Annotated in this window: 27 protein-coding genes and 4 pseudogenes; 18 read left to right on the top strand and 13 right to left on the bottom strand. The window is 68.0% G+C overall.

Features of this window, described 5'->3' with window-relative positions; translation table 11 throughout:
• The first annotated feature begins 100 nt into the window (after positions 1–100).
• The 6 genes from OHA03_RS45300 (at position 101) to OHA03_RS45325 (ending at position 5243) form a co-directional block, all read left to right on the top strand.
• Positions 101–613 (top strand): DUF2690 domain-containing protein, encoded by a 513-nt coding sequence (locus tag OHA03_RS45300; protein ID WP_267009789.1) that lies wholly within the window; start codon positions 101–103, stop codon positions 611–613.
• Positions 614–886: 273 nt separating this feature from the next.
• The gene (locus OHA03_RS45305) at positions 887–1621 is read left to right on the top strand and encodes a D-Ala-D-Ala carboxypeptidase family metallohydrolase (protein ID WP_267009790.1); all 735 of its coding nucleotides are present in this window, start codon (positions 887–889) and stop codon (positions 1619–1621) included.
• Positions 1622–1815: 194 nt separating this feature from the next.
• Complete coding sequence (locus OHA03_RS45310) at positions 1816–3567, top strand: glycoside hydrolase domain-containing protein (RefSeq protein WP_267009791.1); 1752 nt, start codon at positions 1816–1818, stop codon at positions 3565–3567.
• 10 nt (positions 3568–3577) lie between these two features.
• Complete coding sequence (locus tag OHA03_RS45315; RefSeq protein ID WP_267009792.1) at positions 3578–4516, top strand: penicillin-insensitive murein endopeptidase; 939 nt, start codon at positions 3578–3580, stop codon at positions 4514–4516.
• A 98-nt stretch (positions 4517–4614) separates the two neighbouring features.
• Positions 4615–4932 carry a hypothetical protein gene (locus OHA03_RS45320; protein WP_267009793.1) on the top strand — a complete coding sequence of 106 codons (318 nt, stop codon included), beginning with the start codon at positions 4615–4617 and terminating at the stop codon, positions 4930–4932.
• A 23-nt stretch (positions 4933–4955) separates the two neighbouring features.
• The gene (locus tag OHA03_RS45325; RefSeq protein WP_267009794.1) at positions 4956–5243 is read left to right on the top strand and encodes a hypothetical protein; all 288 of its coding nucleotides are present in this window, start codon (positions 4956–4958) and stop codon (positions 5241–5243) included.
• Positions 5244–5558: 315 nt separating this feature from the next.
• Here the strand turns inward: OHA03_RS45325 and OHA03_RS45330 are convergent.
• Positions 5559–5865 (bottom strand): annotated as a pseudogene (locus OHA03_RS45330) ((2Fe-2S) ferredoxin domain-containing protein); the annotation flags it as partial.
• 798 nt (positions 5866–6663) lie between these two features.
• Here OHA03_RS45330 and OHA03_RS45335 point away from each other — a divergent pair.
• Together OHA03_RS45335 and OHA03_RS45340 are read left to right on the top strand one after the other, a co-directional pair.
• Positions 6664–6996, top strand: a complete 333-nt coding sequence (locus OHA03_RS45335) for a hypothetical protein (protein WP_267009795.1) — start codon at positions 6664–6666, stop codon at positions 6994–6996.
• 307 nt (positions 6997–7303) lie between these two features.
• Complete coding sequence (locus OHA03_RS45340) at positions 7304–7504, top strand: hypothetical protein (protein ID WP_267009796.1); 201 nt, start codon at positions 7304–7306, stop codon at positions 7502–7504.
• Between the two features lie 56 nt (positions 7505–7560).
• Here OHA03_RS45340 and OHA03_RS45345 read toward each other — a convergent pair whose 3' ends face one another.
• Complete coding sequence (locus OHA03_RS45345; RefSeq protein ID WP_267009797.1) at positions 7561–8187, bottom strand: hypothetical protein; 627 nt, start codon at positions 8185–8187, stop codon at positions 7561–7563.
• Positions 8188–8245: 58 nt separating this feature from the next.
• On the opposite strand from OHA03_RS45345, the gene OHA03_RS45350 reads away from it, so the two are divergent.
• From OHA03_RS45350 to OHA03_RS45365, 4 genes are all read left to right on the top strand, one after another.
• A complete protein-coding gene (locus tag OHA03_RS45350) occupies positions 8246–8572 on the top strand; it encodes a transposase (RefSeq protein WP_267009798.1) in 327 nt (108 codons plus the stop codon).
• Positions 8573–8577: 5 nt separating this feature from the next.
• Positions 8578–9402, top strand: coding sequence for an IS3 family transposase (locus OHA03_RS45355; RefSeq protein ID WP_267009952.1), 825 nt, complete (start codon positions 8578–8580; stop codon positions 9400–9402).
• Positions 9403–9476: 74 nt separating this feature from the next.
• A complete protein-coding gene (locus tag OHA03_RS45360; RefSeq protein WP_107055490.1) occupies positions 9477–10676 on the top strand; it encodes an IS30 family transposase in 1200 nt (399 codons plus the stop codon).
• The gene (locus OHA03_RS45365) at positions 10657–10989 is read left to right on the top strand and encodes an integrase core domain-containing protein (protein WP_267009799.1); all 333 of its coding nucleotides are present in this window, start codon (positions 10657–10659) and stop codon (positions 10987–10989) included. Before OHA03_RS45360 ends, OHA03_RS45365 begins: the two co-directional genes overlap by 20 nt.
• Here OHA03_RS45365 and OHA03_RS45370 read toward each other — a convergent pair.
• Positions 10973–11239, bottom strand: a complete 267-nt coding sequence (locus OHA03_RS45370; RefSeq protein WP_267009800.1) for a hypothetical protein — start codon at positions 11237–11239, stop codon at positions 10973–10975. The genes OHA03_RS45365 and OHA03_RS45370 overlap by 17 nt on opposite strands.
• 92 nt (positions 11240–11331) lie before the next feature.
• Entirely contained in the window at positions 11332–11691 is a 360-nt protein-coding gene (locus OHA03_RS45375; protein ID WP_267009801.1) for a hypothetical protein, read from the bottom strand.
• Between the two features lie 62 nt (positions 11692–11753).
• Between OHA03_RS45375 and OHA03_RS45380 the strand changes: the two genes are divergently transcribed.
• Positions 11754–12563, top strand: coding sequence for an IS5 family transposase (locus tag OHA03_RS45380; RefSeq protein ID WP_267009802.1), 810 nt, complete (start codon positions 11754–11756; stop codon positions 12561–12563).
• Here the strand turns inward: OHA03_RS45380 and OHA03_RS45385 are convergent.
• Positions 12529–13083 (bottom strand): hypothetical protein, encoded by a 555-nt coding sequence (locus OHA03_RS45385; protein ID WP_267009803.1) that lies wholly within the window; start codon positions 13081–13083, stop codon positions 12529–12531. The genes OHA03_RS45380 and OHA03_RS45385 overlap by 35 nt on opposite strands.
• Positions 13084–13348: 265 nt before the next feature.
• On the opposite strand from OHA03_RS45385, the gene OHA03_RS45390 reads away from it, so the two are divergent.
• Positions 13349–13699, top strand: a complete 351-nt coding sequence (locus tag OHA03_RS45390; RefSeq protein ID WP_267009804.1) for a hypothetical protein — start codon at positions 13349–13351, stop codon at positions 13697–13699.
• 135 nt (positions 13700–13834) lie between these two features.
• Positions 13835–15478 carry a PucR family transcriptional regulator ligand-binding domain-containing protein gene (locus OHA03_RS45395; protein WP_267009805.1) on the top strand — a complete coding sequence of 548 codons (1644 nt, stop codon included), beginning with the start codon at positions 13835–13837 and terminating at the stop codon, positions 15476–15478.
• Positions 15479–15504: 26 nt separating this feature from the next.
• Here OHA03_RS45395 and OHA03_RS45400 read toward each other — a convergent pair whose 3' ends face one another.
• The 5 genes and pseudogenes from OHA03_RS45400 to istA all read right to left on the bottom strand — a co-directional run.
• Positions 15505–17064 (bottom strand): NCS1 family nucleobase:cation symporter-1, encoded by a 1560-nt coding sequence (locus tag OHA03_RS45400; RefSeq protein ID WP_267009806.1) that lies wholly within the window; start codon positions 17062–17064, stop codon positions 15505–15507.
• Between the two features lie 83 nt (positions 17065–17147).
• Positions 17148–18170, bottom strand: coding sequence for a TIGR03842 family LLM class F420-dependent oxidoreductase (locus OHA03_RS45405; protein WP_267009807.1), 1023 nt, complete (start codon positions 18168–18170; stop codon positions 17148–17150).
• Positions 18171–18181: 11 nt separating this feature from the next.
• A complete protein-coding gene (hydA, locus tag OHA03_RS45410) occupies positions 18182–19582 on the bottom strand; it encodes a dihydropyrimidinase (protein ID WP_267009808.1) in 1401 nt (466 codons plus the stop codon).
• A gap of 20 nt (positions 19583–19602) precedes the next feature.
• Complete coding sequence (locus OHA03_RS45415) at positions 19603–20445, bottom strand: nitrilase-related carbon-nitrogen hydrolase (RefSeq protein ID WP_267009809.1); 843 nt, start codon at positions 20443–20445, stop codon at positions 19603–19605.
• A 302-nt stretch (positions 20446–20747) separates the two neighbouring features.
• Positions 20748–21797 (bottom strand): annotated as a pseudogene (istA, locus tag OHA03_RS45420) (IS21 family transposase); the annotation flags it as partial.
• A gap of 225 nt (positions 21798–22022) precedes the next feature.
• Here istA and OHA03_RS45425 point away from each other — a divergent pair.
• A pseudogene (locus tag OHA03_RS45425) lies at positions 22023–22286 on the top strand (transposase); the annotation flags it as partial.
• A 563-nt stretch (positions 22287–22849) separates the two neighbouring features.
• Entirely contained in the window at positions 22850–23500 is a 651-nt protein-coding gene (locus tag OHA03_RS45430; RefSeq protein WP_267009810.1) for a hypothetical protein, read from the top strand.
• Positions 23501–23569: 69 nt separating this feature from the next.
• Here OHA03_RS45430 and OHA03_RS45435 read toward each other — a convergent pair whose 3' ends face one another.
• The 3 genes and pseudogenes from OHA03_RS45435 to OHA03_RS45445 all read right to left on the bottom strand — a co-directional run.
• Positions 23570–23899 carry a hypothetical protein gene (locus OHA03_RS45435; RefSeq protein ID WP_267009811.1) on the bottom strand — a complete coding sequence of 110 codons (330 nt, stop codon included), beginning with the start codon at positions 23897–23899 and terminating at the stop codon, positions 23570–23572.
• A 90-nt stretch (positions 23900–23989) separates the two neighbouring features.
• Positions 23990–24937 (bottom strand): transposase, encoded by a 948-nt coding sequence (locus tag OHA03_RS45440; protein ID WP_267009812.1) that lies wholly within the window; start codon positions 24935–24937, stop codon positions 23990–23992.
• 301 nt (positions 24938–25238) lie between these two features.
• Positions 25239–25442 (bottom strand): annotated as a pseudogene (locus OHA03_RS45445) (IS701 family transposase); the annotation flags it as partial.
• 230 nt (positions 25443–25672) lie between these two features.
• On the opposite strand from OHA03_RS45445, the gene OHA03_RS45450 reads away from it, so the two are divergent.
• Entirely contained in the window at positions 25673–26581 is a 909-nt protein-coding gene (locus OHA03_RS45450) for an aminoglycoside phosphotransferase family protein (protein ID WP_267009813.1), read from the top strand.
• Positions 26582–26765: the final 184 nt, after the last annotated feature.

Consider the following 26765-nt stretch of genomic DNA (forward strand, 5'->3'; position numbering starts at 1 on the left):
GCACTTCGAGCCTGTTCGCAGAGTCTGGGGCCCGCCGGGACCCGCTGGCAAGATGGCCGCGTTCCGCATCTGCGGACGATGACAGAAGGGGGGCAATTCCGTGCAGAGAGTACGTGTCAAGGCGCTGATGAGCGCGCTGACCCTGACGGCGGCGACAGGCGCCGCGTGGCTCGGTCTGGCGACACCCGCCCAGGCAGCCACCTGCTACTGGTACTCCGGGCAGACCGGGACCTCGTCCAACTGTGACAACCAGGACCCCGACGTCCTCGCCGCTTCGTGCGGCGGGCAGACGATCTACTCCACGCGCCTGAAGCGCAGTTACGACGGCGTCGCCGACGGTCCGTTGCTCGAACTCCGATACAGCCCGAGCTGCCGCACCGTCTGGGGGCGCCTGACCGGCGCCTGGGGCACCGACTATGACCAGAGCGGCTGTACCGTCACCGTCCACCGCAACTCCGACGGTCAGGAGTACTCGCGCAAGCCCGCGTTCGGGGCCACGAACGCCACGGTGTGGTCGAACACCGTCTACGACGCGGGCGTGGCCGCGTATGTCAAGGCGAACTGCGACACGGGCCCTGGCTACCAGTACAACGGGCAGACCGCCAGCTACTGAGCGACGGCTACGACGTCTGGACCGGTGCCCCGCCAGCCGAAGCGCCGCCCGCACCCAGCCCCGAACCGGTCGGGGAGCTTCCATGAGCAGGCACCCCTCATCGGGGTCCGACACTGCGTCACACCAGCTGCCACAACGACCGTTGCCTGCAGGCCGGTTGTGCCGAAGGTCTCGTCCTGTGGCAGATGGTGATGGCGTGGACGCACCCCGCTATCGGACGTCACACTCAGCTCAGCCCCCTGGCGGGGAATCAGGAATCTGGACGGAGACGTAATGCCACGGCGTGCGATCCAACTCATCCTTTCGATTGTCATGGTCATGGCCTCCACGGTGGGCGGCCTGCTGGCCACGGCCGGACCGGCCCAGGCCGACGAGTGCTACACCTGGGGCCGCATCCTGTCCCAGGGCATGTCGGGCTCCGACGTGACGCAGCTGCAGATCCGGGTGGCCGGGCATGCGGCGTACGGCGAGGTCATGGCCGTCGACGGTGACTTCGGCCCGGCCACGAAGGCCGCGGTGACCCGTTTCCAGCAGGCGTACGGGCTGCCAGCGGACGGCGTCGCGGGTTCCCAGACGTTCAGCAAGATCTACGCCCTGCAGGACCCGGACTGCACCCCCGTCCACTTCACCTACGCCGAGCTGAACAAGTGCAACTCGGACTGGTCCGGTGGTGCGGTCAGTGCCGCGACGGCCAAGTCCAACGGCCTGCGCACGATGTGGAAGCTGGAGGCCATGCGGCACGCCCTGGGCGACGTGCCGATCACCGTGACCAGCGGATTCCGCTCGTACTCCTGCAACAGCGCGGTGGGCGGCGCCTCCAACAGCCGGCACCTGTACGGTGACGCCGCCGATCTGACCGGCAGCCCGTCGCTGTGCACGCTGGCGCAGCGGGCCCGCTATCACGGCTTCGGCGGAATCTTCGGCCCCGGCTACCCCGACCACAACGACCACACCCACGTGGACGGACGCACCAGCCGCTCCTGGTCCGCGCCCAACTGCGGCGTCTGACCGGCGAGTCCCCACGCGCACAACAGTCCGCCTCCCCCCAGGCCGGCCCGGCCCGGGGGGGAGGGCCTGCACTGTCCGCAAGGCGCGCGGCCGGCAAGGCTCCGGCCACAGGGCGGCCACCGCTCACCCAGGCACGGAGCAGACCTGCCGCGCCGCTTCCCCACTCTCCCCTACATTCGAGTAGGAGTGCACTGATGTCGTCCCGCACCCCCTGGCGCGCCCGCGCCGGAACGGCCCTGCTGGCGGTGCTCGCCGGTATCGGCGCGTTCGCCGTGCCCAACTCCGCCGCGGCGGCCTCCCCACCCGAGACCGTCCGACAGGCCGTCAGCTACCACGGCTACCGCATCGAAGTGCCCGCCGACTGGCAGGTCGTCGATCTGACGGAGAACCCACGCATCTGTCTCCGGTTCGACAGACCCGCCGTCTACATAGGCGAGCCCGCCGAGCAGAACGACTGCCCCGCACATGTCGTGGGCCGTACGGCGGGCATCGTCGTGGAGCCCCTCACCGCTCGCTCCGCCGACCGGGCGACGGCGGCGACCGCGAGGCCCCAGCACGGCGAGGCCACCGCGCCGTCCGCCGCGTCCAGCAACGACACCATCCAGATCGCGGTCGAGGACGCCGGCGTCCTCGTGACCGCCGCCCACACCCCGGAAACCGAGAGCCTGGTGCGCGGAGTTCTCGCCTCGGCCGAACTCACCAAGGGCGCCGAGCGCATCGATCTGCCCCGCGCGGCTCAGCGGTCCGACGCCACCCCCCTGGCCGCGGCCGGGCCGCAACCGGGCAGCTACCTGGGTAAGGGCTTCGACGCCTGCACCGCGCCCTCGCAAGCCGCCATGAACGCCTGGCAGGCGAGCTCGCCGTACAGCTCGGTCGGTGTCTACATCAGCGGCTCCTTCCGCGGCTGCGCCCAGCCGAATCTGACGGCGAGCTGGGTGACCAGCCAGACCAACAACGGATGGCGCCTGTTCCCCATCGACGTCGGCCGTCAGGCACCGTGCACCAGCTATTCGCTGAAGATGTCCACCGATCCGGCCACGGCCAAGTCCCAGGGTGTCACCGCGGCGGCCGGAGCCATCACCGCCGCGTCGAACCTCGGTATCCCGGCGGGCAGCGCCATCTACAGCGACATCGAGGCGTACACCTCCACGGCCTCCTGCAAGGCGGCCGTGCTGTCGTACCTGTCCGGCTGGACCGAGCGGCTGCACAGCAGCGGCTATCTGTCGGGCTTCTACTCCAGCGCCGCCTCCGGCACCAAGGATGCCGCCAGCGAGTACAACAACAGCGCCTACACGCGGGTCGACCACCTCTTCTACGCGTGGTGGAACGGCGCCGCCGACACCAACACCGGTTCCTATGTGCCCTCCACCTACTGGTCCAGCCATCAGCGGATCCACCAGTACGCGGGCGAGGTCACCGAGTCTTACGGCGGCTACTCGATCAACATCGACCGCGACTACCTGGACGTGGGCAACGGCACCCCGCCCACGCCCACGTGCACCGGGGCGAACCTCGACTTCACCGCGTACACCACCGTCCAGAGCGGCTCGACGGGGAACCTGGTCAAGGCGGCCCAGTGCCTGCTCAAGGCCGCCGGCTTCGACCCAGGCGCCCCGGACGGGGCCTTCGGGCCCGACACGACCACCGCCGCCCGGAACTTCCAGACCAGCAAGGGGCTCACGGCGGACGGTGCGGTCGGCGCGAAGACCTGGACAGCCCTGCTGTCCCGCGGCTCCACGCCCACCATCCAGAACGGCTCGACGGGGGATGCCGTCACGCGACTGCAGCGTGCCCTGACCGCCGCGCTCGGCCGGACGGTGGCCATCGACGGCGACTTCGGCTCGGGCACCGATCAGGCCGTGCGCGACTACCAGTCCTCGCGCGCTCTGACCGTCGACGGCATCGTCGGCTCCGGCACCTGGGGCGCCCTCCAGTCGGGAAAGTGAGGAAGAATCCATGAGACAACTCGCGCGGATTATCACGCTGTTCACCGCGGTGGCGGGACTGCTGGTCGGGCTGGGCGTCCCCGCACAGGCTTTCTCTCAGGCCGCTTTCCCGCTGGTGAGCAGCGGGAACCGGGGCTCCGACGTCGTCACGCTGCAGCATCTGCTCGCCGCGCACGGTCGCTCCGTGACGGTCGACGGCGTCTTCGGCTCGGGCACGCACACCGCGGTGGTCGGCTTCCAGCAGTCCAAGGGCCTGACCACGGACGGCGTCGTCGGGTCCGCCACCTGGAGCGCGCTCGCCGTCACCGTACGCCAGGGCGACAACGGGCCGGCGGTGAAAGCCGTCCAGTCGCTGCTCAATGCCAAGCGGAGGTCCGGCCTCGGGGTCGACGGCGCCTTCGGACCCGGCACCGACTCCGCCGTCCGCGCCTTCCAGTCCCACGCCGGCGTCGGCGCGGACGGCGTCGTCGGGCCGACCACATGGAAGAACCTGCTCTGGCACTACGAGAGCATCGATTTCGGCACCGGCACGATGTGCGCACAGAGCCCCGACGGCAACGCCGACGCCCACTGGGCGACAGCGGGCGCCGTCGGTCAACTGGAGGCCACCGCCACCACGTTCGCCACCGCCGGGAACGGCAGACTGCCGGTCGGCGACGCGGGCTTCGAGCACGGCGGGGACATACCCGGCCACGCCAGCCACGATGTCGGGATGGACATCGACGTGTGGCCGGCCCGCACCGACTCGGCGCAGTGCACCGCGGGGCGCATCACCTGGCAGTCGAGCACCTACGACCGCGCGGCCACCCGCAGGCTCGTGCAGGAGATCCGGGCGAAAGCCCCCGACCACGTCCAGCTGATCTTCTTCAACGATCCGCAGCTGATCTCGGAAGGGCTGACCACGAGCTACCCGAACCACGACAACCACCTGCACATCCGCTACCGGTAGCGGGCCGGCCGCGGGCCCGGGACTTTCCCACGGCCCCGCGGCCAACCGCACCACTCAGCACATCACCGACGTCCACCCCCTCTAGGAGTTGATGAGCGATGCCAACCCTGAGAAGAGCCCTCACGGTGGCCACTGCGGCAGTGGCGACGGTGGCGCTGCAGCAGTCCTCGGCGCGAGCCGACATGGTCCCCCCGGAGCACGCGATCATCGTGTGCCAGTCCGCGAGCTTCTACGCCAACTACAACAGCGCCTCCGGCCCCACCGGCTTCATCCGAACGCTCTCCTACGGCGACAAGGTAGGCCACACACGCGGGGCCCACCCGGTCTACAACGGCTGGGCGGCGACCTTCGACTACGGCCCCAACGACTGGGGCTATGTGCGCTACGAGTGCATCGGCGGCTACGGCTCCTGGTGAGAGCCCGCAAAGGAGAGTTCCTCATGTCCGTATCACGTACCGTCCGCACCGCGGCGGTGGCAGCCGCCGTCGGCGCGGCCCTGCTGCTCGGCTCCGGCCCCGCCCAGGCCGCCAACGGCACCATCGGCGAACGCGAGACCGTCTGCGCCCAGGACCTCTTCGTGCGCACGGCCCCGGGAGGTGCCTGGATGGGCACCCTCTACCAGGGCCAGACCTTCCAGGTCGAGAGCAAGCAGAGCGGCTGGGTGTACGGCTTCGCCTACGGCTACATCAACCGGCACGGCTGGGTCCAGGACGGCTGGTTCTGCTGACCCCCACACAGACGGCCGGCGCCCATGGCGACCGTACACGGCTCGCCCACCGCCGATCGCGCGCGGCCGCCGCACTCGCGCGCGGGAGCTGACGCTCCTGCCGTTGCCTGAAGTGATCCGCCTCACACCGGATCACCCCGCTCGCGGCGGCCCGGCGCTGACAAGTCCGGGCCGCCGCACAGGCGGCTTCACGCCTGATGACTCCCCCTGCGTTGCCGCCGGCCGGCCCTGCCGACCGGCCCCCTCACAGACACCCCGTCCCCCACGAAGGAGATGCGGCGATACCCAAGGCCGGTTCCAGGTCCGGAGGGCGCTCTACTCGTCGAGTTCGGCGCGTACTCGGCGCGAGGGGCTGAAGGAGTGAGTAGAGGTCGAGGATGCCGGGCGGCTCGGCGACGCCGGGGCCGCCGTTCTCGATCCAGGCGGCGATGTCGGCGGTGGCGTCGCGGTCGTTGGCCAGGCCGAGCCAGACGGGTCGCCCGCCGGCCTGGCGCCCTGCGGCGGAGGGCTGGACGACGATGACGTTGGCGCGCTCGCAGGCGTCGAGGCAGTCGGTGACCCGCACGGTCGCCGTCCCGTCCAAGGCTCCACGCAAGTCGCGGAGTTGGGCGGCGTGATCGAGGCTTCACCTATGGGCCGAAGGGGTGGCTTACTGCAACTTTTCCTCCAGGCCCAAGGTGACCGAAGCCTCGAACTACATCCGATCTACTCTCTATGGGCGCGTCCACCGCTCTTGTTCGCGCTGGTAGGTCCCGCGTGGATCGGCGCACAAGTTGAGGAAGCCAGCGGCGACAAGCAACTCGCTGCGACCGGCCCCAGAGGGCAAGGCTGCGTTCGTGGGCCAAGTGTCGAGGCATGCGTACCGCGTGCGGAGCACGGCGTTGTACAAACCAGTCGCACGCCGCATGGCGTCAGCTACCTCGGCCGTAGTGGGTGCCGCGGCCGACTCCGGTATACCGGTGCTCACCGCGTCGGGCAGCAGGACACGTAGACCGCCGAGCCGGAGCTCCCACTCCCCGAACTGCCTGTTACCTGGGTGTGGCGGGGTCAGCGGTGATCGGCGGTCCATGTCGACCACGAGCCCAAGCGTGGCAAGCGCGAGCGCAGAGGACGCCGCGCTGAGCAGGGGTGTCCAGCCATTCCCTCGTTGCGCGAACATCGCGCAGGCGGTCGCAGCCACCACGTCGCAAGTGAGTTCGGTCAAGAGGCCCCGATCGTGCTCGACCTGCTCATCCAGGGTGGATAGGACTTCGTGTAGTGGCTGGGAGTTTAGCGGCGGAGGGTTACTGAAGCGCGAGGCGTACCACCAATTGTAGGGCTCGACCCCAGCGCAGTGACGAGCGTAGTCGGTGGGGCGATCTACGCCGACATTGTGCGCCGTAGCTAGCGCCGAGCTCTCCGCCAGAGTCTCGCTCGCCGCGTGCAGGCGCTCTCTCACCTGCGCGCGCAGACGAGCGAACGCCGCTGGATCAGCGACCTCGAGGTAGTGCAGCAACTCGTGGGCGACCGCGAACTGTTCTTGCATCGCGACACCCACCCAGGTCTCGAAGGCGCTCTCTGCGTCCTCAAGGTAGTCGCGCACCGGATGCGCTCGCAGGAACTGCTCGGCTTGGGTCGCCAGCGCGGCGGCTGCGCCCATATCGCCAGCGCAGGCGCAGCGAACGGCCGCGATACGCAGCAGCAGGGCATCGACAACCCGGTCGTGTTGAGGCTCGCGGAGAACCCGAAAGGTTTGGGAGAACAAGGTTCCTAGGCCAGCGTCGTAAACTAGTCGAACGGCACCCTGGTGCCTCAAGAGAGCGGGCAGGGCGCGGGCAGTGTGCACCACGCTGCTGGTCGGCTCCCGCGCACTGGTCCCCGAGAGCGCCTGCACCGACCGCCACAGCAACCGGACGTCTCGGACGAGAGTCCGCCGACTCGCCGACGTGACACCGGTGGACGCGTCGCGGCCCCACATCGCGTCGATCAGAGCGCCTAGGGACACCCCGAGCTACCGTTCGCCCTGCCGCAAGGCCCGGAGAACCCGCTCGACTGTCTCCGCGTCCGCTCCGACTATCTCCATGCCCCTGCCCGCCCTGGCGTCATTCATCGACCTGCAGCCGCTCGGCCCCACCGACCGTGGCAACCGCGCCGAGATGGCGGTCACGATCACAGCCGCGCCTGCCATGGAGCGCAAGAGGCGCCAGGACCTCACACGTCGGGCGCTCGACCACATGGCCCAGGCGTACGGCCACGTACATGGTGCGGCGGGCCTGTCGTAGAGCCGGCCGGGAGCGACGGGCCCGGTTTCGGTCGGGCCCACTGCCGGGCTGCCAGGTCAGGGCGATGACAGCCGACTGCCCTGGGGCGTCTGGTTTCGCTGCGGGTTCTGTTCCGGTACGTGGCTGCCGCGCTGTTTGAGGAGCCATTGCGCGACGTCGTCCGCCAGCTTGTTGACCTGTTCTTCGGTCTGAGGCATGCGGGGGCGTTGCCAGGGGGTGTGCCCCCACTGGTGTTCCAGGGTCCAGGGCCCGCCGCCTTGGTGGGATTCGGCGGTGAAGCACACGTTGTAGTCCAGGACGGCTTGCAGGACGATGCGGCGGCCGTCGTGGGTGTGGGTGGCCATCCAGAGACTTCCGCCGTCGGGGACGAATCCGTCCTCGCCGTTGGGTTCCCAGCCGTAGTCGCCGAGCTCCTGAGGGCGGTCTTCGTAGTCGCCTGTGTGGTCTCTTTCCTCGCTCCAGGCGCTGGTGTCGCCGGTCAGTGCCTCGGCGATCCGCCTGATGCAGGGCAGCATCATGTGCCGGGTCTGTTCGGTATCCCGCCGCAGTTTCTCGAGGCCTGGGGTCATCACGTCGAAACCCATCCGGTACGCCCCTTGGCGGAAGGCACGTGCGGGAAAGCGGCTGGGGTCGGCAGAGTACCGGTCAAGCCAGGCACGCAGCTCGCCGTGGAACTCCGCCATCGTCAAACTGAACCGCCCCGGGTTCGATGGAGACTCGATTTCGTGAAAGGATCGAGTCATGGCACGACCTTCCCGTTACCCGCTTGAGCTCCGCCGTCGTGCGGTGCGCATGGTCGCCGAGGTGCGCGACGGCTATCCGACCGAGACGGCTGCTCTCCAGGCGGTTGCCGAGAGGCTCGGCATCGGTTCCCGTGAGACGCTGCGGAACTGGCTGAAGCAGCACGAGATCGACGCGGGCCAGCGCCCGGGGACGACTTCGGAGGAGTCCGCCCAGCTCAAGGCGTTGAAGAAGGAGAACGCCGAACTCAAGCGGGCGAACGAGATCCTGAAGGCCGCGGCGAGTTTCTTCGCGGCCGAGCTCGACCGGCCACTCACACGCTCGTAGCGTTCATCGACGAGCACCGGGCCCGCTTCGGCGGCGTCGAGCCGATCTGCAGGACGCTCACCGAGCACGACTGCAAGATCGCCCCCTCCACCTATTACGCCCATAACAAACGCCTGGCCGAGCCCTCGGCCCGCAGTCTGCGCGACGAGGAACTCAAGCCGGTCATCCGCGAGGTGTTCGCCACCAACTACCGCGTCTACGGGGCCAGAAAGATCTGGCGCGAGCTGAACCGGCAAGGCCACGAGGTGGCCCGCTGCACCGTCGAACGCCTCATGCGCGAACTCGGCATCACCGGCGTGGTCCGCGGCAAGCGGGTGATCACCACGGTCCCCGGCGGGCAAGTCGAGCGGGCCCCGGACCTGGTGGACCGGAACTTCGTCGCCGCCGCACCGAACCGCTGCTGGGTCGCCGACTTCACGCACGTCAAGACCTGGTCCGGCGTCGTCTACATCGCGTTCGTCGTCGACACCTTCTCCCGCCGCATCGTCGGCTGGTCGGTCGCCACCACCAAGGAGACCCAGCTCGTCCTGGACGCCCTGGAGATGGCCCTTTGGCAACGCGACCGCGACCAAATCCCCTACACAAAAGGCGAGTTGATACATCACTCGGATGCCGGCTCGCAAGGCGGATTCAACTGGTCGTCGCAACACCTTGATCACGGAGGTGCGCGATGGGGCGAGACGAGAAGAAGGTGCCGAAGTTGCCTGCGGGTGCGCGACGGCAGTGGGCGGCGGATCGGGCGTTGCGACCGTCGATGCGTTCGCCAGGCCGACCGGAGCCGTCTCGTGCGGTGCAGCGGGACTTCTGGCGGCGGATCGCGTCGGGAGTGACGACGGCAGAGGCCGCGGTGGCTGTTGGCGTTTCATGGCCGGTCGGATCCCGGTGGTTCCGTCACGCTGGCGGCATGCCGCCGATCAGCCTGGATGAGCCCACGGGCCGCTACCTGTCGTTCGCCGAGCGTGAGGAGATCGCGCTGCTGCGCGCCCAGGAGATCGGCGTGCGCGAGATCGCCCGCAGGATCGGACGCGACCCGGGCACGATCTCACGCGAGCTGCGCCGCAACGCGGCGACCCGGAGTGGCAAGTCGGTTTACCGGGCTCTGGTGGCGCAGTGGAAGGCGCAGCAGGCCGCGAAGCGTCCGAAGACCGCGAAACTCGTAGGCAACGACAGGTTGCGTGAGTACGTGCAGGATCGGCTCGCCGGCAGTGTCCGTCGACCCGACGGCACGATCGTCACCGGGCCTGAGACCCGCGCCTGGAAGGGCTTGAACAAGCCGCATCGGCAGGACAGGCGATGGGCGATGGCGTGGAGCCCGGAACAGATCTCGCACCGACTTGGTGCCGACTTCCCCGATGATGAGTCCATGCGCATCAGCCACGAAGCGATCTATCAGTCGCTGTTCATTGAGGGCCGTGGCGCGCTCAAGCGGGAACTGGTCGCATGTCTGCGCACTGGCCGGGCGCTGCGGACTCCCCGTTCCCGGTCGCAGAACAAGCCGCAGGGGCATGTCACCGCGGAGGTCGTCCTCAGTGAACGCCCCGCCGAGGCTGCGGACCGTGCGGTCCCCGGACACTGGGAAGGAGATTTGATCATCGGGACGGGACGATCCGCGATCGGCACGCTTGTCGAGCGCAGCAGCCGCTCCACGCTCCTCGTGCACCTGCCTCGGCTCGAGGGCTGGGGCGAGAATCCGCCCGTGAAGAACGGTCCCTCGCTCGGGGGCTATGGCGCCATCGCGATGAACACGGCGCTTACGGCATCGATGGCGCAGTTGCCCGAGCAGCTGCGCAAAACCCTCACCTGGGACCGCGGAAAGGAACTCTCTGGCCACGCCCAGTTCGCCGTCGAAACCGGGACGAAGGTGTTCTTCGCCGATCCGCACTCGCCCTGGCAACGACCGACGAACGAGAACACGAACGGGCTGCTGCGTCAGTACTTCCCGAAGGGCACCGATCTGTCCCGGTGGTCGTCCGCAGACCTCGAAGCCGTCGCCCTGGCGATCAACAACCGGCCCCGCAAGACCCTCGGTTGGCGGACACCAGCCGAGGTCTTCGAGGAGCAACTACGCTCACTACAACAGCCCGGTGTTGCAACGACCGGTTGAACTCGCCCAATACACGAGCTTCAAGCTTGCCGAGCACCTTCACGCCGCCGGCCTCGCGGCGAGCATCGGATCGGTCGGAGATGCGTACGACAACGCCCTGATGGAGTCCGCGATCGGGCTCTACAAAACCGAGCTGATCAGGCCCGGTCGTCCATGGAAGACGCTCTCCCAGGTCGAACTCGCCACCGCCGAGTGGATCGACTGGTACTGCCACCGCCGGCTCCACGGTGAAATAGGGCACATCCCGCCCGTCGAGTACGAGACCAACTACTACCTGACCGCCACGAAACCCCAGGTCACAACCACAATCTGAGCTCTCTACCGAACCCGGGGCGGTTCAAACGCTCCGTGATGCTGTGCTGGGTCGCGGCCTCCAGTACGTGAAGCAGCCGGGCCAGTCCAGGGCTGCCGCTGTGCTGCCACAGGGAGAATTCTTCGTGGTCGGCGCGGTGCGTGCCGTTGGGCGGGTAGGGGCCGGCCTTGGGCAGTGCGAGGACGAAGAGAGTCTTGGCCAGCGAGTAGACGTCGGCGCGCTCGTGTTCGCCGCTGATCGAGGCGAGCATTTCGGGTGCGATGAAGTTCGCCGGTCCCAGTTTCTCGCCGGTCCGGGTAACTGATCGTTTCAGAATCAGGTTCTCGTGACCGCCGGAGCCTGTCAGCCGTTGAGTCGCTGAAGGACCTGCGCGAACTCATCGTTCTCAACCAGGCCGACGAGTACTTGGGTCATGTTGCTGATACCGGCATCGCGGACGATGAGACCGTCCGAGACCCAGAAGTAGCGACCTCCCAGGGCTTCCCCGCTTGCCGCCCACTTCTTCATCACAAGCTCGACCTGGGCGAGAGTGATGATGGTCGCGCTCCATCGAGAGCCGTCCGGGAGGTCGACGAAGACGTCGACGTTGTCCACGGACTCCAGATCCTCACCGGCATTCGGTACGAACGCGGCCTCGAAATGCTCTGTATGGACTCGATAGAAGGGGCCGTCCCAGGCTCCCGGCTGTCTGCTCTGACTCATCAGGCGAGTTTGCCGGGCCAATCGGTCCACCTCAACCGGGATCTTCCGCCACGCTTTCGGGCGTGAACAGCGATCTTGTGCCCGATGACCTGTGGACGCGCATCGCTCCGATGCTGCCGCCCCGTCCACAGCGGCGGCATCGGTATGCAGGACGACACCGGACATGCGACCGCATCGCGTTGGCAGGCATCATCTTCGTCCTGCGCACAGGTGTGACCTGGCGCGACGTGCCACGTCAGGAGGTGGGTTGCTCCGGGGTCACGGCCTGGCGCCGCCTACGGGACTGGACCGAAGCCGGCGTCTGGCCCCGACTGCACGCTGAGATCCTTGCCGAGCTGCGGGCGGCCGGGCTGCTGGAGATGGACGACTGTGCCATCGACGGCTCGCACGTCCGCGCCCTCAAAGGAGGAACTCACACCGGACCATCTCCCGTCGACCGGGGCCGCCCCGGCAGCAAGCACCACGTCATCGTCGACCAGCACGGCACACCGCTCGCGGTGTCACTGACCGGCGGCAACCGGCACGATGTCACCCAGCTGATGCCGCTCGTCGATGCCATCCCCCGCATTCGTGGCCTGCGCGGACGGCCGCGCCACCGCCCCCGGCGCCTGTTCGCCGACCGCGGCTACGACTTCGACAAGTACCGGCGACTCCTCCGGCACCGAGGGATAACTCCGAAGATCGCCCGCCGTGGTGCCCCGCATGGCTCCGGCTTGGGCAAGACCCGGTGGGTCGTAGAGCGCACCTTCGCCTGGCTTCATCAGTTCAAGCGCCTTCGTACTCGCTACGAGATACGCGCCGACCTACATCAGGGCCTACTCGAACTCGCCTGCAGCATCATCTGCTTGAGACGACTCCGAATCTCATTCTGAAATGATCAGTAAGTCCGGCCGGCATGCCTGCAATGGCCGCGATTCCGAAGTCACCGAGTGCGGGTGCGTCGTCGTACCAGAAGAGGTTGGCAGGCTTGATGTCACGGTGGAAGGTGTCTCGGTCCGCCAGGGCGGCCAGCGTCCCGGCAAGGGTCGTAATGTGCGTGACCACGTCCAGCAGCGTCGCGTCGTCTCCCAGAGCGTCATCCAGGAGTCTGGCGGGGGGCATGACGTACCACCGGGGCTGGCTGCTGTTGACGTCGTCGACGTCCCACACGGGCAGGATGCCCGGCGTGCCACTCGCCTTCTGCATGAACAGTGCTTCGTTGTAGAAGCGCTGTCTGCGCTGATTGCTGATGCGCTCCTGAATGTGCTTGACCACGCCCCGGCGGCCGGTGCCCTTCTCTATCCCGTTGCGCAGAAAGTCCTTTGAGCGGTTGCCGGGGAGGAGAGGGCCTTCGTCCTCCCAACGGGGGGTGTCGTAGTCGCGTGTGGGTCGCTGTCGTGCTTTGTCTGGCATGCCGAAAAGGCTAGGCGGCGGGTACCGGCTCGGGAGGTGAAATAGCCAATGTGCATAGTGGGGTCCGATCCTGAACGTGCCGCCAGTTCGGCCCGGGACTTGGCCAGGACTGAGAGCTGGGTTTGAAGAGCACCCCTCGTGCGTGGCCTTGGCAGGCTCTTCGTTCCTCGTCCGTTGGGCTGGGAAGTCGGAGTGGCTGGCAGGCGGGATACGCACAGCCGCCCGTAGGGCGGGGCAACTTGAGGCGCCGGCGGTCCGCGCCATCGTGGCCCAGGCCGTCGACGAGCTCCGCCAAGGCCCACTCTTTCCCGCAGCCGACAACACCCCTGCCGAGGACAGCGACGATGCTCTGGAACGGGCGCTCACTGACACAGAGCGGCACCCCACTGACACGACAGCGGTACAGCGCCTGGTCGACGAGATGGTCGCGGCCGGCGGAAAGCTGGGCCAGACCCCTCTCAAGCTCGCCCCGGCCTACCTGTCCGATCAGGAAGCCGCCGACACGGTCCTCGCCCCATACGCGGACGACATCGGCTGCGATCTGGAAACCATCCTCGCCACACACCGCTACGCCCTCACCGGCGACCGCCGCGCACTGAAAGGCACCTGGATCTGACACCTGCACGGCTGCGTAGAAGGCGCCTGCCCAGCACTTCAGGTCTGGTCAGCGATAGTCCGCTCAGCCACTTCGGTTCACTCGCCGACGGCATACACTCCACCCGGGGGCAGCACGAGCGACAGGCATACCGCTTTGAGCGACCAGATACCGGCCATCCCGCCGCAGTCCGCGGTGGGGCGGCTCACCGTGCGTGACGTACTCGACCTGGATCTCGTGGCGCCCTGGGGCGCGGAGGTCGTGGCGGGCGCGGCCCATCTGCACCGGACGGTGCGGTGGTTGCATGTGGCCGAAGCGCTGGACGTCGGCGTGATGCTGAACGGCGGGGAGATGGTGCTCACCACCGGCCTGCTGCTGGCGGGGGACGAGCGGGCCCAGCGGGAATACGTCGAGTCGATGCAGCGGGCCGACGTGTCGGCGGTCGTCCTGGGCCTCGGCAGGGCCTTCCGGACCACGCCGGAGCCCATGCGCCGGGCCGCCGAGCGCTGCGGCGTGCCGCTGATCGTGCTGCACCGGCCCGCGCCCTTCGCGCGGCTGACCGAGGAGGTGCACTCACGGCTGGCGCACGGCAGGTTCGCCGCCCTCGACCTCTCCGACCGCGTCAGGTCCTCGCTGACCACCCTCAACGTATCGGGGGCGAAACTGCAACAGGTGCTCGACGAGATCGCCTCCTACAGCGGCTGCCCGGCCGTCCTGGTCAACCTGGCGCAGCGGGTGCTCGCCTCGGCCGGCGACAAGGGCTCGCTGAGCGAACTCCTCCGTGACTGGGACCGGGTCTCCAGGCAGGTGGCGGGACTGTCCGGCAGCGGGCCGGTCACGGTCGGTCCCGACGGCTGGATCGTGGCTTCGCTGGAGGCGCGCGGAAGGCAGTGGGGCCGCCTGGTGCTCTTCGGCTACCAGGGCTCCGAGGAGTTCGGCCAGGTGCTGGCAGCCCGCGCCGCCGAGGCCCTGGTCATGCACCGCCTGCTCGGCGACCTCGACCGGGGCTGGGAGGACCAGGCCGCCGAGTCGCTCCTCCTCGACCTCGCCTCCGGAGCAGCCCGCCCCGAGCAGCTGCTCACCCGGGTCAGGGCTGCCGGGCTGCCGGTCAACCGGCGCACCTTCGTGCCCGTCGTCGTACGGCTCCTCGGCCACGGCCCCGACGCACGGGACGATATGCCCGAGCTTGTCGACCGTGTACTGGCCGAGCAGCCCGGCGTCTCCGGGCTGGTGGCGCGGATCGGCGCGGCGGGCACGGCCGTGCTGCTGAGCATCCCGTGCGACCAGGACGCCGACGCCGCCGTGCACCGGTTCGCGGTGCAGGTGCACGAGGGGCTGAAGGCGAGCGACCGGGCGGGGGTCGCGGGGGCGGGGTTCGGCTGCTCGGAGCTGGACGAGGTACGCCGGTCCTTCGTCGAGGCCGTGCATGTCGCCGACGCGGCGGTAGCCGGGCCCCCGGCGGCCCCGGTGGCGCGGCTGCGCGACGTGAGGCTGCGCGGCCTCGTACGGCTGCTGCGCGAAGAGCCGGAACTCCAGGCCTTCATCGAGCGCGAACTTGGCCCGCTGCTGCAGAACCCCGACCTGCTCGACGTCCTGCGCACCTACCTCGACACCGGCCGCAACAAATCGCTTGCCGCGCAGATGCACCACGTCAGCCGCCCGGCCCTCTACCGGAGGCTGCAAAGCATCGAATCGCTCCTCGGTATCGAACTGGACGACTGGGAGCAGCTCACCTCGCTCTACGTCGCCCTGCTCGCCCACGAGGCACAGCGTGCGGCGGGGCCCGGGTCCTACCGCTGACCCGCGCCCCGCCGCACCCGCTTTGCTCAGGCCTTGATGCTCTCGGTGACGTCCTCGGCGCTCTTGCTGTCCGGGGCGAGCAGGGTCAGCAGGTAGAACACGATGAGCGACGCGGCCAGGCCCACCGCCCAGCCGTAGTCCGCGAGCGGCTTGAGGAAGGGGATCAGCCCGTCGGCCGGGAAGGGCCCCTGCTTCACACCCTTGACGACGTTGGAGTACGAGCCGCCGATGGCCAGCACACCGCCGACGACGAAGGCGACCAGCGCCCGCCAGTTCCAGCCGCCGTCGTACCAGTAGCGGCCTCCGGCCTTGTACAGGTCCTCCAGATCGAGCTTGGTGCGCCGGATGATCCAGTAATCGGCGATCAGGATGCCGGCCACGGTGCCGAGCATGCCGCCGACCGTGCCGAGCCAGGTGAAGATGTATGCCTCGGGGCTGGAGATCAGCTTCCAGGGGAAGATGATCACACCGGCGAAGGCCGTGATCAGCGCACCGGTACGGAAGCTGATCAGCCGCGGCGCGATGTTCGACAGGTCGAAGGCCGGCGAGACGGTGTTCGCCGCGATGTTCACCGACAGGGTGGCGACCAGCACGGTGACCAGGGCGAAGAGGATTCCGGCCCAGTTGTCGAGCTTGGCGGCCAGCGCGACCGGGTCCCAGATAGCGGTGTGGTAGACGGCCTGGGAGCCGGAGGTGACCAGGACCGACAGCAGGGCGAAGGCGGTCATGGTGGTCGGCAGGCCCAGCGACTGACCCCACAGCTGCGCCTTCTGAGTGGAAGCGTAGCGGGTGAAGTCGGGGATGTTCAGCGACAGGGTCGACCAGAAGCCGATCATGCCCATCAGGGACGGGAAGAAGACCTTCCAGAAGCCGCTGCCCCAACCCAGCGCGGACGGCTGGTCCAGCAGGGTGCCGAAGCCGCCCGCCTTGACGCTGATCCACACCAGCAGGGCGATGGCGCCGACGATGACGAAGGGCGCCGCCCAGTTCTCGAAACGGCGGACCGTCTCCATACCGCGCACGATGATCGCGATCTGTATCGCCCAGAAGATGACGAACGACAGCCACTGGGTCCACGGATAACCGCCGACCAGCCCGGCACCGGACCACCAGTCACCGAACAGCTTGCCGGCCAGCAGGAAGATGCCGGAGCCGCCGATCCACGTCTGGATGCCGAACCAGGCGCAGGCGACAGCGGCGCGGACCAGAGCGGGGAGGTTGGCGCCGCGGATGCCGAAGGCCGCGCGGGCGAAGACGGGGAACGGGATGCCGTACTTCGGACCGGCGTGGCCGGTCAGCAGCATCGGCACCAGCACGATGACGTTCGCCAGGGCGATCGTCAGGACCGCCTGCTTCCAGTCCATGCCGAGTGCGACAAGACCGGAGGCCAGGGTCCAGGAGGCGATGTTGTGGGCCATGCCGACCCAGAGGGCGGCGAAGTTGTAGGTGGTCCACTTGCGTTGGGCGAGCGGGACGGGGAGCAGGTCCTCGTTCGCGTAGGGGCCGGACGGGACCGCGTCGGCGGGGAGCTCGACGCGGCCGTCGGCCTGGGTTCTCTCAGCGGCGGATGGAGCGGTGGCAGTCATGGGCGACAGCCCCTTCGTTCGAGGCGGGGGACGTGGCTGGGTCGAACGTTTGCCGTGCGGGTGGCGGGTGAGAGGGGCTGGGGTCAGCCGTTGACGGCCGGGATGACCGTCGTGCCGTAGACGTCGATGGTCGACTCCTTGGCGTCCTGCATGTTGTAGAGCGCGAACTGGTCCACGCCCAGGGCCTTGAGCGCGTTGAGCTTCTCGATGTGCTGCTCGGCGGTGCCGATCAGGCAGAAGCGGTCCACGATCTCGTCCGGGACGAACGCGGTGTCCGGGTTCCCTGTGCGGCCGTGGTGCGAGTAGTCGTACCCCTGACGGGCCTTGATGTAATCCGTCAGCTCCTCCGGAACCATCGAGGAGGACTGGCCGTACTTGCTCACCAGGTCGGCCACATGGTTGCCGACCATCCCGCCGAACCAGCGGCACTGGTCACGGGCGTGGGCGAGCGCCTCGGGGGAGTCGTCCTCGGTGACATACGCGGGCGCGGCGACGCAGATCTTGACGTCCTCCTGATTGCGCCCGGCCGCCACCGCCGCGTCCTTGACCGTCTTGACCATCCACTCGGTGAGGTAGAGGTCGGCCAGCTGCAGGATGAAGCCGTCGGCCTTCTCGCCGGTCATGGCAAGGGCCTTGGGCCCGTACGCGGCCATCCACACCGGCAGCTGCGCGCCCTCCCTGATCCACGGGAACTTGATCGCCGTGCCGCTGCCGAGGTCGGCCTCGCGGCCCTCCCCGAGCTCGCGGATGACGTGCATGGCCTCCTCGATCCGGGCCAGCGTGTTGGGCTTGCGCCCGGCCACCCGCATCGCCGAGTCGCCGCGGCCGATGCCGCAGACCGTCCGGTTGCCGAACATGTCGTTCAGCGTCGCGAAGGTGGAGGCGGTGACCTCCCACGTGCGCGTGCCGGGGTTGGTGACCATCGGGCCGATAATCATGCGTTCCGTCTGGGCCAGGATCTGGCTGTAGATGACGAACGGCTCCTGCCACAGCACGGCCGAGTCGAAGGTCCAGCCATAGGTGAACCCCTGGCCTTCCGCGCGCTTCATCAGCTCGACGACACCCGAGGCCGGTGGGTCCGTCTGGAGTACGAGACCGAAATCCATTGCTCTGCTCCCTAGATGAGGTACTGACAGGTCTCGCGGGTCTGGTACTGGCCGTGTCCGGCCCGCCCGAGATAACGGTCCTGGTCGATGATCACGGTGCCGCGTGACAGCACCGTCTCGGACTTGCCGCGCACCTGCTTGCCCTCGTACGCCGAGTAGTCGACGTTCATGTGGTGCGTCTCGGCCGAGATCACCTGCTCGGCATTCGGGTCGTAGATGACGATGTCGGCATCCGCGCCCGGCGCGATCGTCCCCTTGCGGGGATAGAGCCCGAACATCCGGGCCGGGCTCGCGCAGGCGATATCGATCCAGCGGCGGCGGGAGATGTGGCCGTCGATGACCGCCTGGTGGAGCAGGTCCATCCGGTTCTCGACGCCGGGGAGGCCGTTGGGGATCTTGGAGAAGTCGCCCCGCCCCAGCTCCTTCTGGCCACTGAAGCAGAAGGGGCAGTGGTCGGTCGAGACGACCTGGAGGTCGTTGGTCCGCAGGCCCTTCCACAGCTCGGCCTGGTGCTCCTTGGGGCGGAGCGGGGTGGAGCAGACGTACTTGGAGCCCTCGAAGTCCGGCTCAGCCAGGTTGTCCGTGGACAGGAACAGGTACTGCGGGCAGGTCTCGCCGAAGACGTTCAGCCCCCGGTCGCGGGCCTGCGCCAGCTCGGCGACGGCCGACGCGGCCGACACGTGTACGACGTACAGCGGCGAACCGGCCACCTCGGCCAGCTTGATGGCCCGGTGCGTGGCCTCGGCCTCCAGCAGCTCCTTGCGGACCTCGCCGTGGTAGCGGGGGTCGGTCTTGCCGGCTGCCAGGGCCTGTTCGACCAGGACGTCGATGGCGATGCCGTTCTCGGCGTGCATCATGACGAGCCCGCCGTTGTCGGCGCCGCGCTGCATCGCCCGCAGGATCTTGCCGTCGTCGCTGTAGAAGACGCCCGGGTAGGCCATGAACAGCTTGAAGGAGGTCACGCCCTCGTCGACGAGGAGATCCATCTCCTTGAGGCTGTTCTCGGTGACGTCCGACATGATCATGTGGAAGGCGTAGTCGATCGCGCAGTTGCCCTCCGCCTTGGCGTGCCAGGTGTCGAGGCCGCTGCGCAGGCTCTCGCCGACCGCCTGCACCGCGAAGTCCACGATCGTCGTCGTACCGCCCCACGCGGCGGCCCGGCTGCCGGTCTCGAAGGTGTCCGAGGCGGCGGTGCCGCCGAACGGCAGCTCCATGTGGGTGTGCGCGTCGATGCCGCCCGGGATGACGTACTTGCCCGTCGCGTCGATCACGGTCTCGGCCGTCCAGCCCTCGGCGACGGTGCTGCCCGTGGCAGCCAGAGCGACGACCTTCTCACCCTCGACAAGGACGTCGGCGTGGATTTCCTCGGCGGCGGTGATCACAAGCCCGCCGCGGATCAGGGTTCGGCTCACTGGGAGACCCCGTCCTTCCCTCAGGCCTCGGTCAGCGGTCCGTAGGCGTCCGGACGACGGTCACGGTAGAAGGCCCACTGCTGCCGAACCTCTTCGATCTTCCCGAAGTCCAGGTCGCGGACGACCAGTTCCTCTTCCTTGTCCGAGGCCACATCGCCGACGAACTGCCCGCGCGGGTCCACGAAGTACGACGTGCCGTAGAAGTCGTTGTCCCCGTACTCCTCCACGCCCACCCGGTTGATGGCCGCCACGAAGTACTCGTTCGCCACGGCGGCCGCCGGCTGCTCCAGCTGCCACAGGTACGCCGACAGGCCGCGGCTCGTCGCCGACGGGTTGTACACGATCTCCGCGCCCGCCAGGCCAAGCGCCCGCCAGCCCTCCGGGAAGTGCCGGTCGTAGCAGATGTACACGCCGACCTTGCCCACGGCGGTGTCGAACACCGGCCAGCCCAGATTGCCCGGCTTGAAGTAGTACTTCTCCCAAAAGCCCTTCACCTGCGGGATGTGGTGCTTGCGGTACTTGCCGAGGTAGCTGCCGTCCGCGTCGATCACGGCGGCGGTGTTGTAGTAGAAGCCCGCCTGCTCCACCTCGTACACCGGCACCACGATGACCATGTTGAGTTCCTTGGCCAGCGCCTGCATCCGTACGATCGTCGGGCCGTCCGGCACCGGCTCGGCCCACTTGTAGTGCTCGGCTTCCTGCACCTGGCAGAAGTACGGGGCGTTGAAGACCTCCTGGAAACCGATGATCTGCGCACCCTGGGCGGCCGCCTCCCGGGCGTACTGCTCATGCAGGTCGATCATCGACTCCATGTCGCCGGTCCACTTCGTCTGCACCAGCGCGGCGCGCACTACTCGACTCATTGGTTTCCCTCCGGAATCGCGGTGAACGGAGAGGCCCGAAGATGAACTCTCGGCCACTTGACGGCTGACACTAGGAGTTACCCGACGCGGGGTGCAGTACCACGCTGTAACGCGATGGGCCCCCCGCGTTCCGCCGCGTCACCTGCGACGATGCGGTTCCGGTGATTGTCATGAGGGGTTGCCGGGTGCGTGAATTCGCCGTTGCTTCTGGGCTCGTTCGGTTACGTCTGCGTTTCGTCTGCTGTTTATGAGGTGCCTTGGCTGGTGTAGGCGGCGGATCCGGCCAGGGACAGGTCCACCACAACGACGAGTTCCTCGCCGTCCGCGCGGACCCAAGCCTCCTGGCCGACCAGGCCCGGCGGGGTCGAATAGCGCACGGAATCGAAGCGGATGGTCTGGTCCCGCAGCACCTGGCGGGACTCGCCGAGCGCGAGGGTGTGCGGGGCCTCGGGCAGCTGATGCAGCCGGGTCCGCTCGACGTCCAGCATGGAGGCCGGGGTCTTGCCGGTCTCGCGGTGGACGCGAGTGTTGACCTGCTGGCAGAAGACCGCGCACGCCCCGCGGAGCTCGGCGAAGCTGCCGTACTTCTCCCGCAGGTTCGCGGATGTGGGGATCAGGTCCGCCTTCGCGATGCGGACGGTGGCCTCCGAGCCGCCCTTGGACTCGAGGTCGAAGGGCACACACGTATGTACTTGCAGGCCGTAATGCCGCCCTGCGGAGACGACTTGAGGATGGCGGACCGCGATTCCGGCGACCCGGTCGATGGTCATCGTCTTCTCGTTGTCGGTCAGCACATACGTCGGTGCCCCGCCGATCGCCCGCAAAGTAGAGTCGATGCACGAGATCACCGTGGGCAGGGTCCGGTCCCAGACCGGGATGACCACCCGGAATCGCGACCAGGCCAGCCACGCGCAGAACAGCAACGTCTCGCGCTCGCTTCCACCGCCCGGACCAGGAACTTTCGGGCCCCAGCCCCAGTCGAACTGCACCCAGAGACCGGGCTCGGTGATCCATGGCCGATAGGTACGGCGGTGTCCGGCCCGCCAGCGTTCCTTGGCCTTGGCCACCGCTCGCCGGGTCGTGCGCTCGTCGCCGGTGAATCCCAGCAGTTCCAGGCGTTCGTGGAGCTTGTCGGCCCGCACCGTGCCCTGCGAGCGGTCGACCCACTCCTCGATCTTCGGGATGAACGGGTCGATCAGCTTCGGTCGCGCGACGGGGCCGCCGACCGGCCGGCCCGCGCCCCTCATTTGGGCGTACCGACGCACGGTCTTCGGATCAACCCCCGCCAGCGCAGCCGCCGAATGCGCGCATCCGGCGGCATCGAGAGCCTCGAAGATTTCCATGATCTCCATACCTTGGTTCTGGGCTGATCCTGCTCATTCGTAAGATCGGGACACCCAGGGGGTGCCAGGTATGGCTGCCATGATTTTGCCGCTGGTGTGGCTTGCAGGGATTGGCCGCCCGGCACCCCGCGACGACTCGACTGCTGATTGGGATGCGCGAACCGAATCGCTCGTATGGACGTGACAGCGAGGTCGTCTGCTGGGACAGCACAAGGACACGACGAAGGAGGTTCGGTGCCCGAACTGTGGGCAGGGACAGACGCGGGCAAGGAACACCACTGCACCGTGATCGACGAAGACGGCACCAAGGTGATCTCGCGCCGGGTGGCGAACGACGAGACCGAGCTCCTCCAACTCCTGGGCGATGTCCTGGACTTCGCCGACGGAAGCCCGGTGACCTGGGCGGTGGACCTGAACGCCGGCGGCGCCGCCCTCTGGATCGCCCTGCTGGTCAACCACGGGCAGAAACTGCTCTACATCCCTGGCCGGAGCGTGCACGGCGGGGAGCGACGCGGGACACGGCCCGGCCCGGCACTGGCTGGTGTCCACGGGCGACATGACCCTGCGCGGCGGGATCACCTACCCTCACCTGGCCACAGGACCGGCCCGAGTGGCGGGGAACGGCACCTGGTACACGGTGTCCGAGGACCGGACGACCGTGTCCGTCTGGGAGTTGACGAACGCGGGCTGACGCCGGCCGACGCGGCGCGGCCCGCCGGTCCAATTGACGAGTAGGGCGTTTCTATGACGTTCATAGACCAGACGGAATCTGGGTCCGAGACACGGAGTGATTGGGCGCCGAGGCTGGAGCCTGGGAGGTCTTGAAGCTCCACATCGAGCGCAAATCTCATCAAAGGCCATGGACCGCAGGAGCGGCATAACACCACATGCGATCACTAAACGCCCACTGAGAGGACATTCTGAACCGGTATGCCCGATTCTGGCGTTGACTCGGAGAGGCGCTGTCCAGGCGATCGCTTGGTCCTTCGGCGGCTTCTACAGTGTCCCGTGGTGAAGGGGTCAGGTGAGGATCGGTAGATCAGAAGGGTCGGCTCAAGGACGTGGTGCAGATCGAGCGGTTGGTGGACCTGAAGCCCGCCTACCAGCGTCAGGCTGCCGTCCTGGCCCTGTGGCGGTGGCGTGCGCCAGTACTCGCGTTCGAGCTCGATGCAGAGTGGGGCGTCGATCAGACTGTGCTGGAGTCGCTGTTCCGACTGGCAGCATCACCTGCTGGTGAACAGTCGGATCGCGCATACCGGCGAGCAATCGCCGAGCTGTGCACCGCCCCGCTCTTCACGTCTGAAGTGGACCCGGACACGGTCCAGCTCTTCCAACTGGAGACCATCAGCAGCCTGCTGGCTTTCGGAGAGTTGCTGGACAAGCCTGGCGTGGACGAAGCAGAGCGAGTGGTCGAATCCTCGGCCGGCCTGGCGAACTACCTCGACGACCTCGTCGAGGGCTCGTTCTACTCCCACCCCTCGGAGGAAGCCCACCGCCAGTACCTCGCCGACCTGGCGGACCGGGCGAGCGAGGGCTATTTCGGGTCACGAAATTTCGCTGTCGAGTCCGCCTGCCACGGTGTTCTCCGGGCTCTCCCCGAGTCCGCAGGGCTGCTGGACTCGTCCACCGGTCGCGAGTTGCTCGCGCATTGCGAGGACTTCGGCGAAGAGCTCGTCACAACGATGCGGTGGCTCCGCACGACGGGTCACTAGCGATCGCGTCGTGAGCCGGATGACGAATGCGGCGGCCGTGATGGACGGGTGGTTCGGAGCGGAGGGCAGCTACGGGCGGCGCTGGGCGAACAGGCCCGGTTCGGTCTCCGTAAGGACGCCCAGGCTGACCAGACGCTTGAGCTTGTGCCGGGCGCTCTCGATGGTCTTCGGCGTGAGCGGGAGGTCCAGGACCTGGCACAGGTCGCGGGCGCGCTTCGGCCCAGGAGTCTCGGCGAAGGCGTTGAGGATCTGCTGGTAGGCCGGGTGGTTCGGCAGGACGGGCGGCTCCTCGGTCGGCTCCGGGGCCGCCGGCGGGAGGGCGAGGAGGGTCTTACGGGTCACCGCCAGGTTCCCGATTTCCTCGTCGAGTTCACGCAGACGCGCGGTGAGCTCGTCCATCTGCGCGCGGATCTGCCCCGCATCGCCGACGAGTTCGCGTTCGCGTGCGTCATCCGCTCCAAGAGCGGCGTGACCTGAGCGTCCACGGGGTCACCCGCGCCAGGTGGGTGTCGTCTGGCCGGTGAGCCGGCGCGCTATTACGTCGATCATGGCCCAGCGCACCCGGGACTCGGAGGATGCCGACCTGCTCTCGTAGTCCCGCACGAGCCGCCGGAACAGCATGAGGATGCCGAGCGTCTGCTCCACGGTCCACCGCTTGGCCTGCGGGACGAAGCCGGTGCCCTTGTCCGTGGGGTTGCGTTCGACGATCTCGACGTCGATGCCGACCGTGGTGCCGTGCTCGACGACGGCCTTCTTGAAGCCCTGGTCCACCAGGGCCTTCTTGATGGTGCCGATGGGGGCGACCTGGCCGAGCAGGGCGATGCCGAACGCGTTGTCGTGGGCGCTGGCGGCCAGCACGGTGACGGCGATGACCAGGCCGAGGACGTCGACCGCCAAGCCGCGCTTGCGGCCCGGAACCTTCTTGGCCGCGTCCTTCCCGGTCGTGGTCGCGGGCACGTTCACCGCCGCGTGGACGCTCTGCGTGTCGATCACGACCAGGCTCGGGTCCTCCGACCGTCCGGCCTTCTTCCGGACCTGCCAGCGCTCCACATCCCGCTTCGCGGCCGCTGCCTCGATCGCCTCGGTCAACCGGGCGGTGGTCAGCTTCGCTTTCTCGTGCGCGCGGGCCGACGTGCGCGAGCGGATCAGCCGGGCCCCAGTCGCCGGGTGGCACCCGTTCATTAACCGGCGGGCGGCGTTCTTGCCCTCCTCGTCCAGCACCGCCCCATCGACCAGACCGACCGTCGACAGGCCCGTGCCAATCCACACGAGCGCGGCGTCGCCCTCGGTCCGCAGCCGGTGGTCGACCGCCTCGCCCCCGGCCCCCTCCAGCACGACGGTCTCAGCGGCTGGCGCCTCCACCACCGAGCACCCGGCCTGCTCCCGCAGCCGGTACTCGACTTGCTCGTCCGCCGTGATCCTCGTCAGCCACGCCACCGGCCGCCCCCATTCCCTGTCAGCCCGTCAGCCGGGTTTGTGCACTTGTGCGTTCCGGCTTCCCGGAGTTCCCCAACAATGGAACTCCCTTTGTCCATTCCTTCACTTTGATCACCCACCGGAACCCATCGACTGTACGTTCAGAGCCACCACGTAGTGGACAGCAACACTGCTTGCATCGGGACGTTCAAGATGGCGCCATGAACGCTCCCGCTCAGCCCACTTCCGCCATGCTGCTGCACGGAGTACCAAGACTGCTGGCCGAGGCGTTCCCCGCACCCGCGCAGCCACGCGGCCAGCACTCCGGTAGCTGCGGCCCCTCGGCCGCCTGCCGGGTCTCGCGTCCGGCAGGCCGAATCCGCGAGACCACAAACCGCGAATACATCCGCTTGAAGCCACTGCGGCCGGTGCCGGGCCGGGAGCCCTCACGCCATTGCACCGGCTTTGCTGCCTTCCGGCCGGCCGTGGTGACCAGCTGCTTGACCAATTGCGGCTTGTCCGGGTACTTCGCCGCCGGCGGGCTTCAGCCTACGAAGGGGCGCGGACAGCTGTCCCGTCTCACGCCAGCTGTTCCGATGCCGGCGAGGCTGGACGACCTTGAGCCGCAATTTCACTGAATCCGCTCTGTGGCCTGCTTCGCCTCCCGGTCGGGCGCGCCTACGTCTCAGTGAACCTGCCTCGTTCGGGACGAAAAGTCATTGGCTTCCCGTTCCATCTGGCGACGAGACTTCCGACGTGACGCTTCACGAGAATGAGATCCCAGTCGACGAGACGCTAGTCCGAGCACTACTGAAGGCACAGCGCCCAGAGTGGGCTGGCCTACCGTTGTCGCCCGCAGGCGCGGGCACCGACAACACCATGTATCGGCTGGGCCATGACCTGCTCGTGCGACTTCCACGAACCGCCGACAACGGGCAGTCCGTGCGGAAGGAACAGGAATGGCTTCCTCGCCTGGCCCGCCACCTTGCCTGCCCGATTCCCGAGCCCGTCCATGCCGGGACGCCCACCGATGCCTTCCCAATGGTCTGGTCGGTCTACCGCTGGATTGACGGTGACGAAGCCAGCCCGGACACCGTCCGGGACTGGGCCGCCTTCGGAGCGGACCTGGCGGCGATCGTGAGGGAACTCCACCGCATCGACCTCATGGGAGCGACCCGCACGGACGGCCTCAGCTGGTACCGCGGAGGCAGCCTGGAGCCGTGCGACCAATGGATCACTAGGTGTCTCAACGACTGCCGCACCACGGTGGGTTCTGAGCTCGACGTTGACACTCTGGAACAGTTGTGGCGAGCCGCGCTCGCACTGCCCGAGCTCTCCGGGCCTCATGTGTGGCTCCACGGCGACCTCAAGCCGACCAACCTCTTGGTCCGGGAAGGCAAGCTCCACGCAGTTATCGACTTCGGAGGACTCTCGGTCGGCTTTCCCGACGCCGAGCACTCCACAGTCTGGGACTTGCCACCACAAGCCCGACAGGCCTATTGGGACACCTTGAACCTCGATGATCTGACCTGGACCCGCGCCCGCGCCTGGGCGGTCGCAGTGGGCGTCAGTGGGATCTCCTACTACTGGGACACCTTCCCCGCCTTCGTCGCCGAATGCCGAGCACGTCTTCAGGCAATCCTCGCCGACGCCGCTACGCGTTGAGTGGCCTCCCCGGCCCAGGAGGAAGGGCAATACGGCGCAGGTTCAATGACACGCGGCAAAACGCCGCGCGGAATGGAGCATCTGCGCCGACACGCTCTCCACTCAGCTCGTCTCACCGAAGCCGCACCACCCAGGTCACAGCTTCATCGACAGCTCACTTCCGATGGCACAGGACAACAGCGCT

Origin of the sequence: Streptomyces sp. NBC_00154, from assembly GCF_026342835.1 — a bacterium.
In the GTDB taxonomy this organism is placed as follows: domain Bacteria; phylum Actinomycetota; class Actinomycetes; order Streptomycetales; family Streptomycetaceae; genus Streptomyces.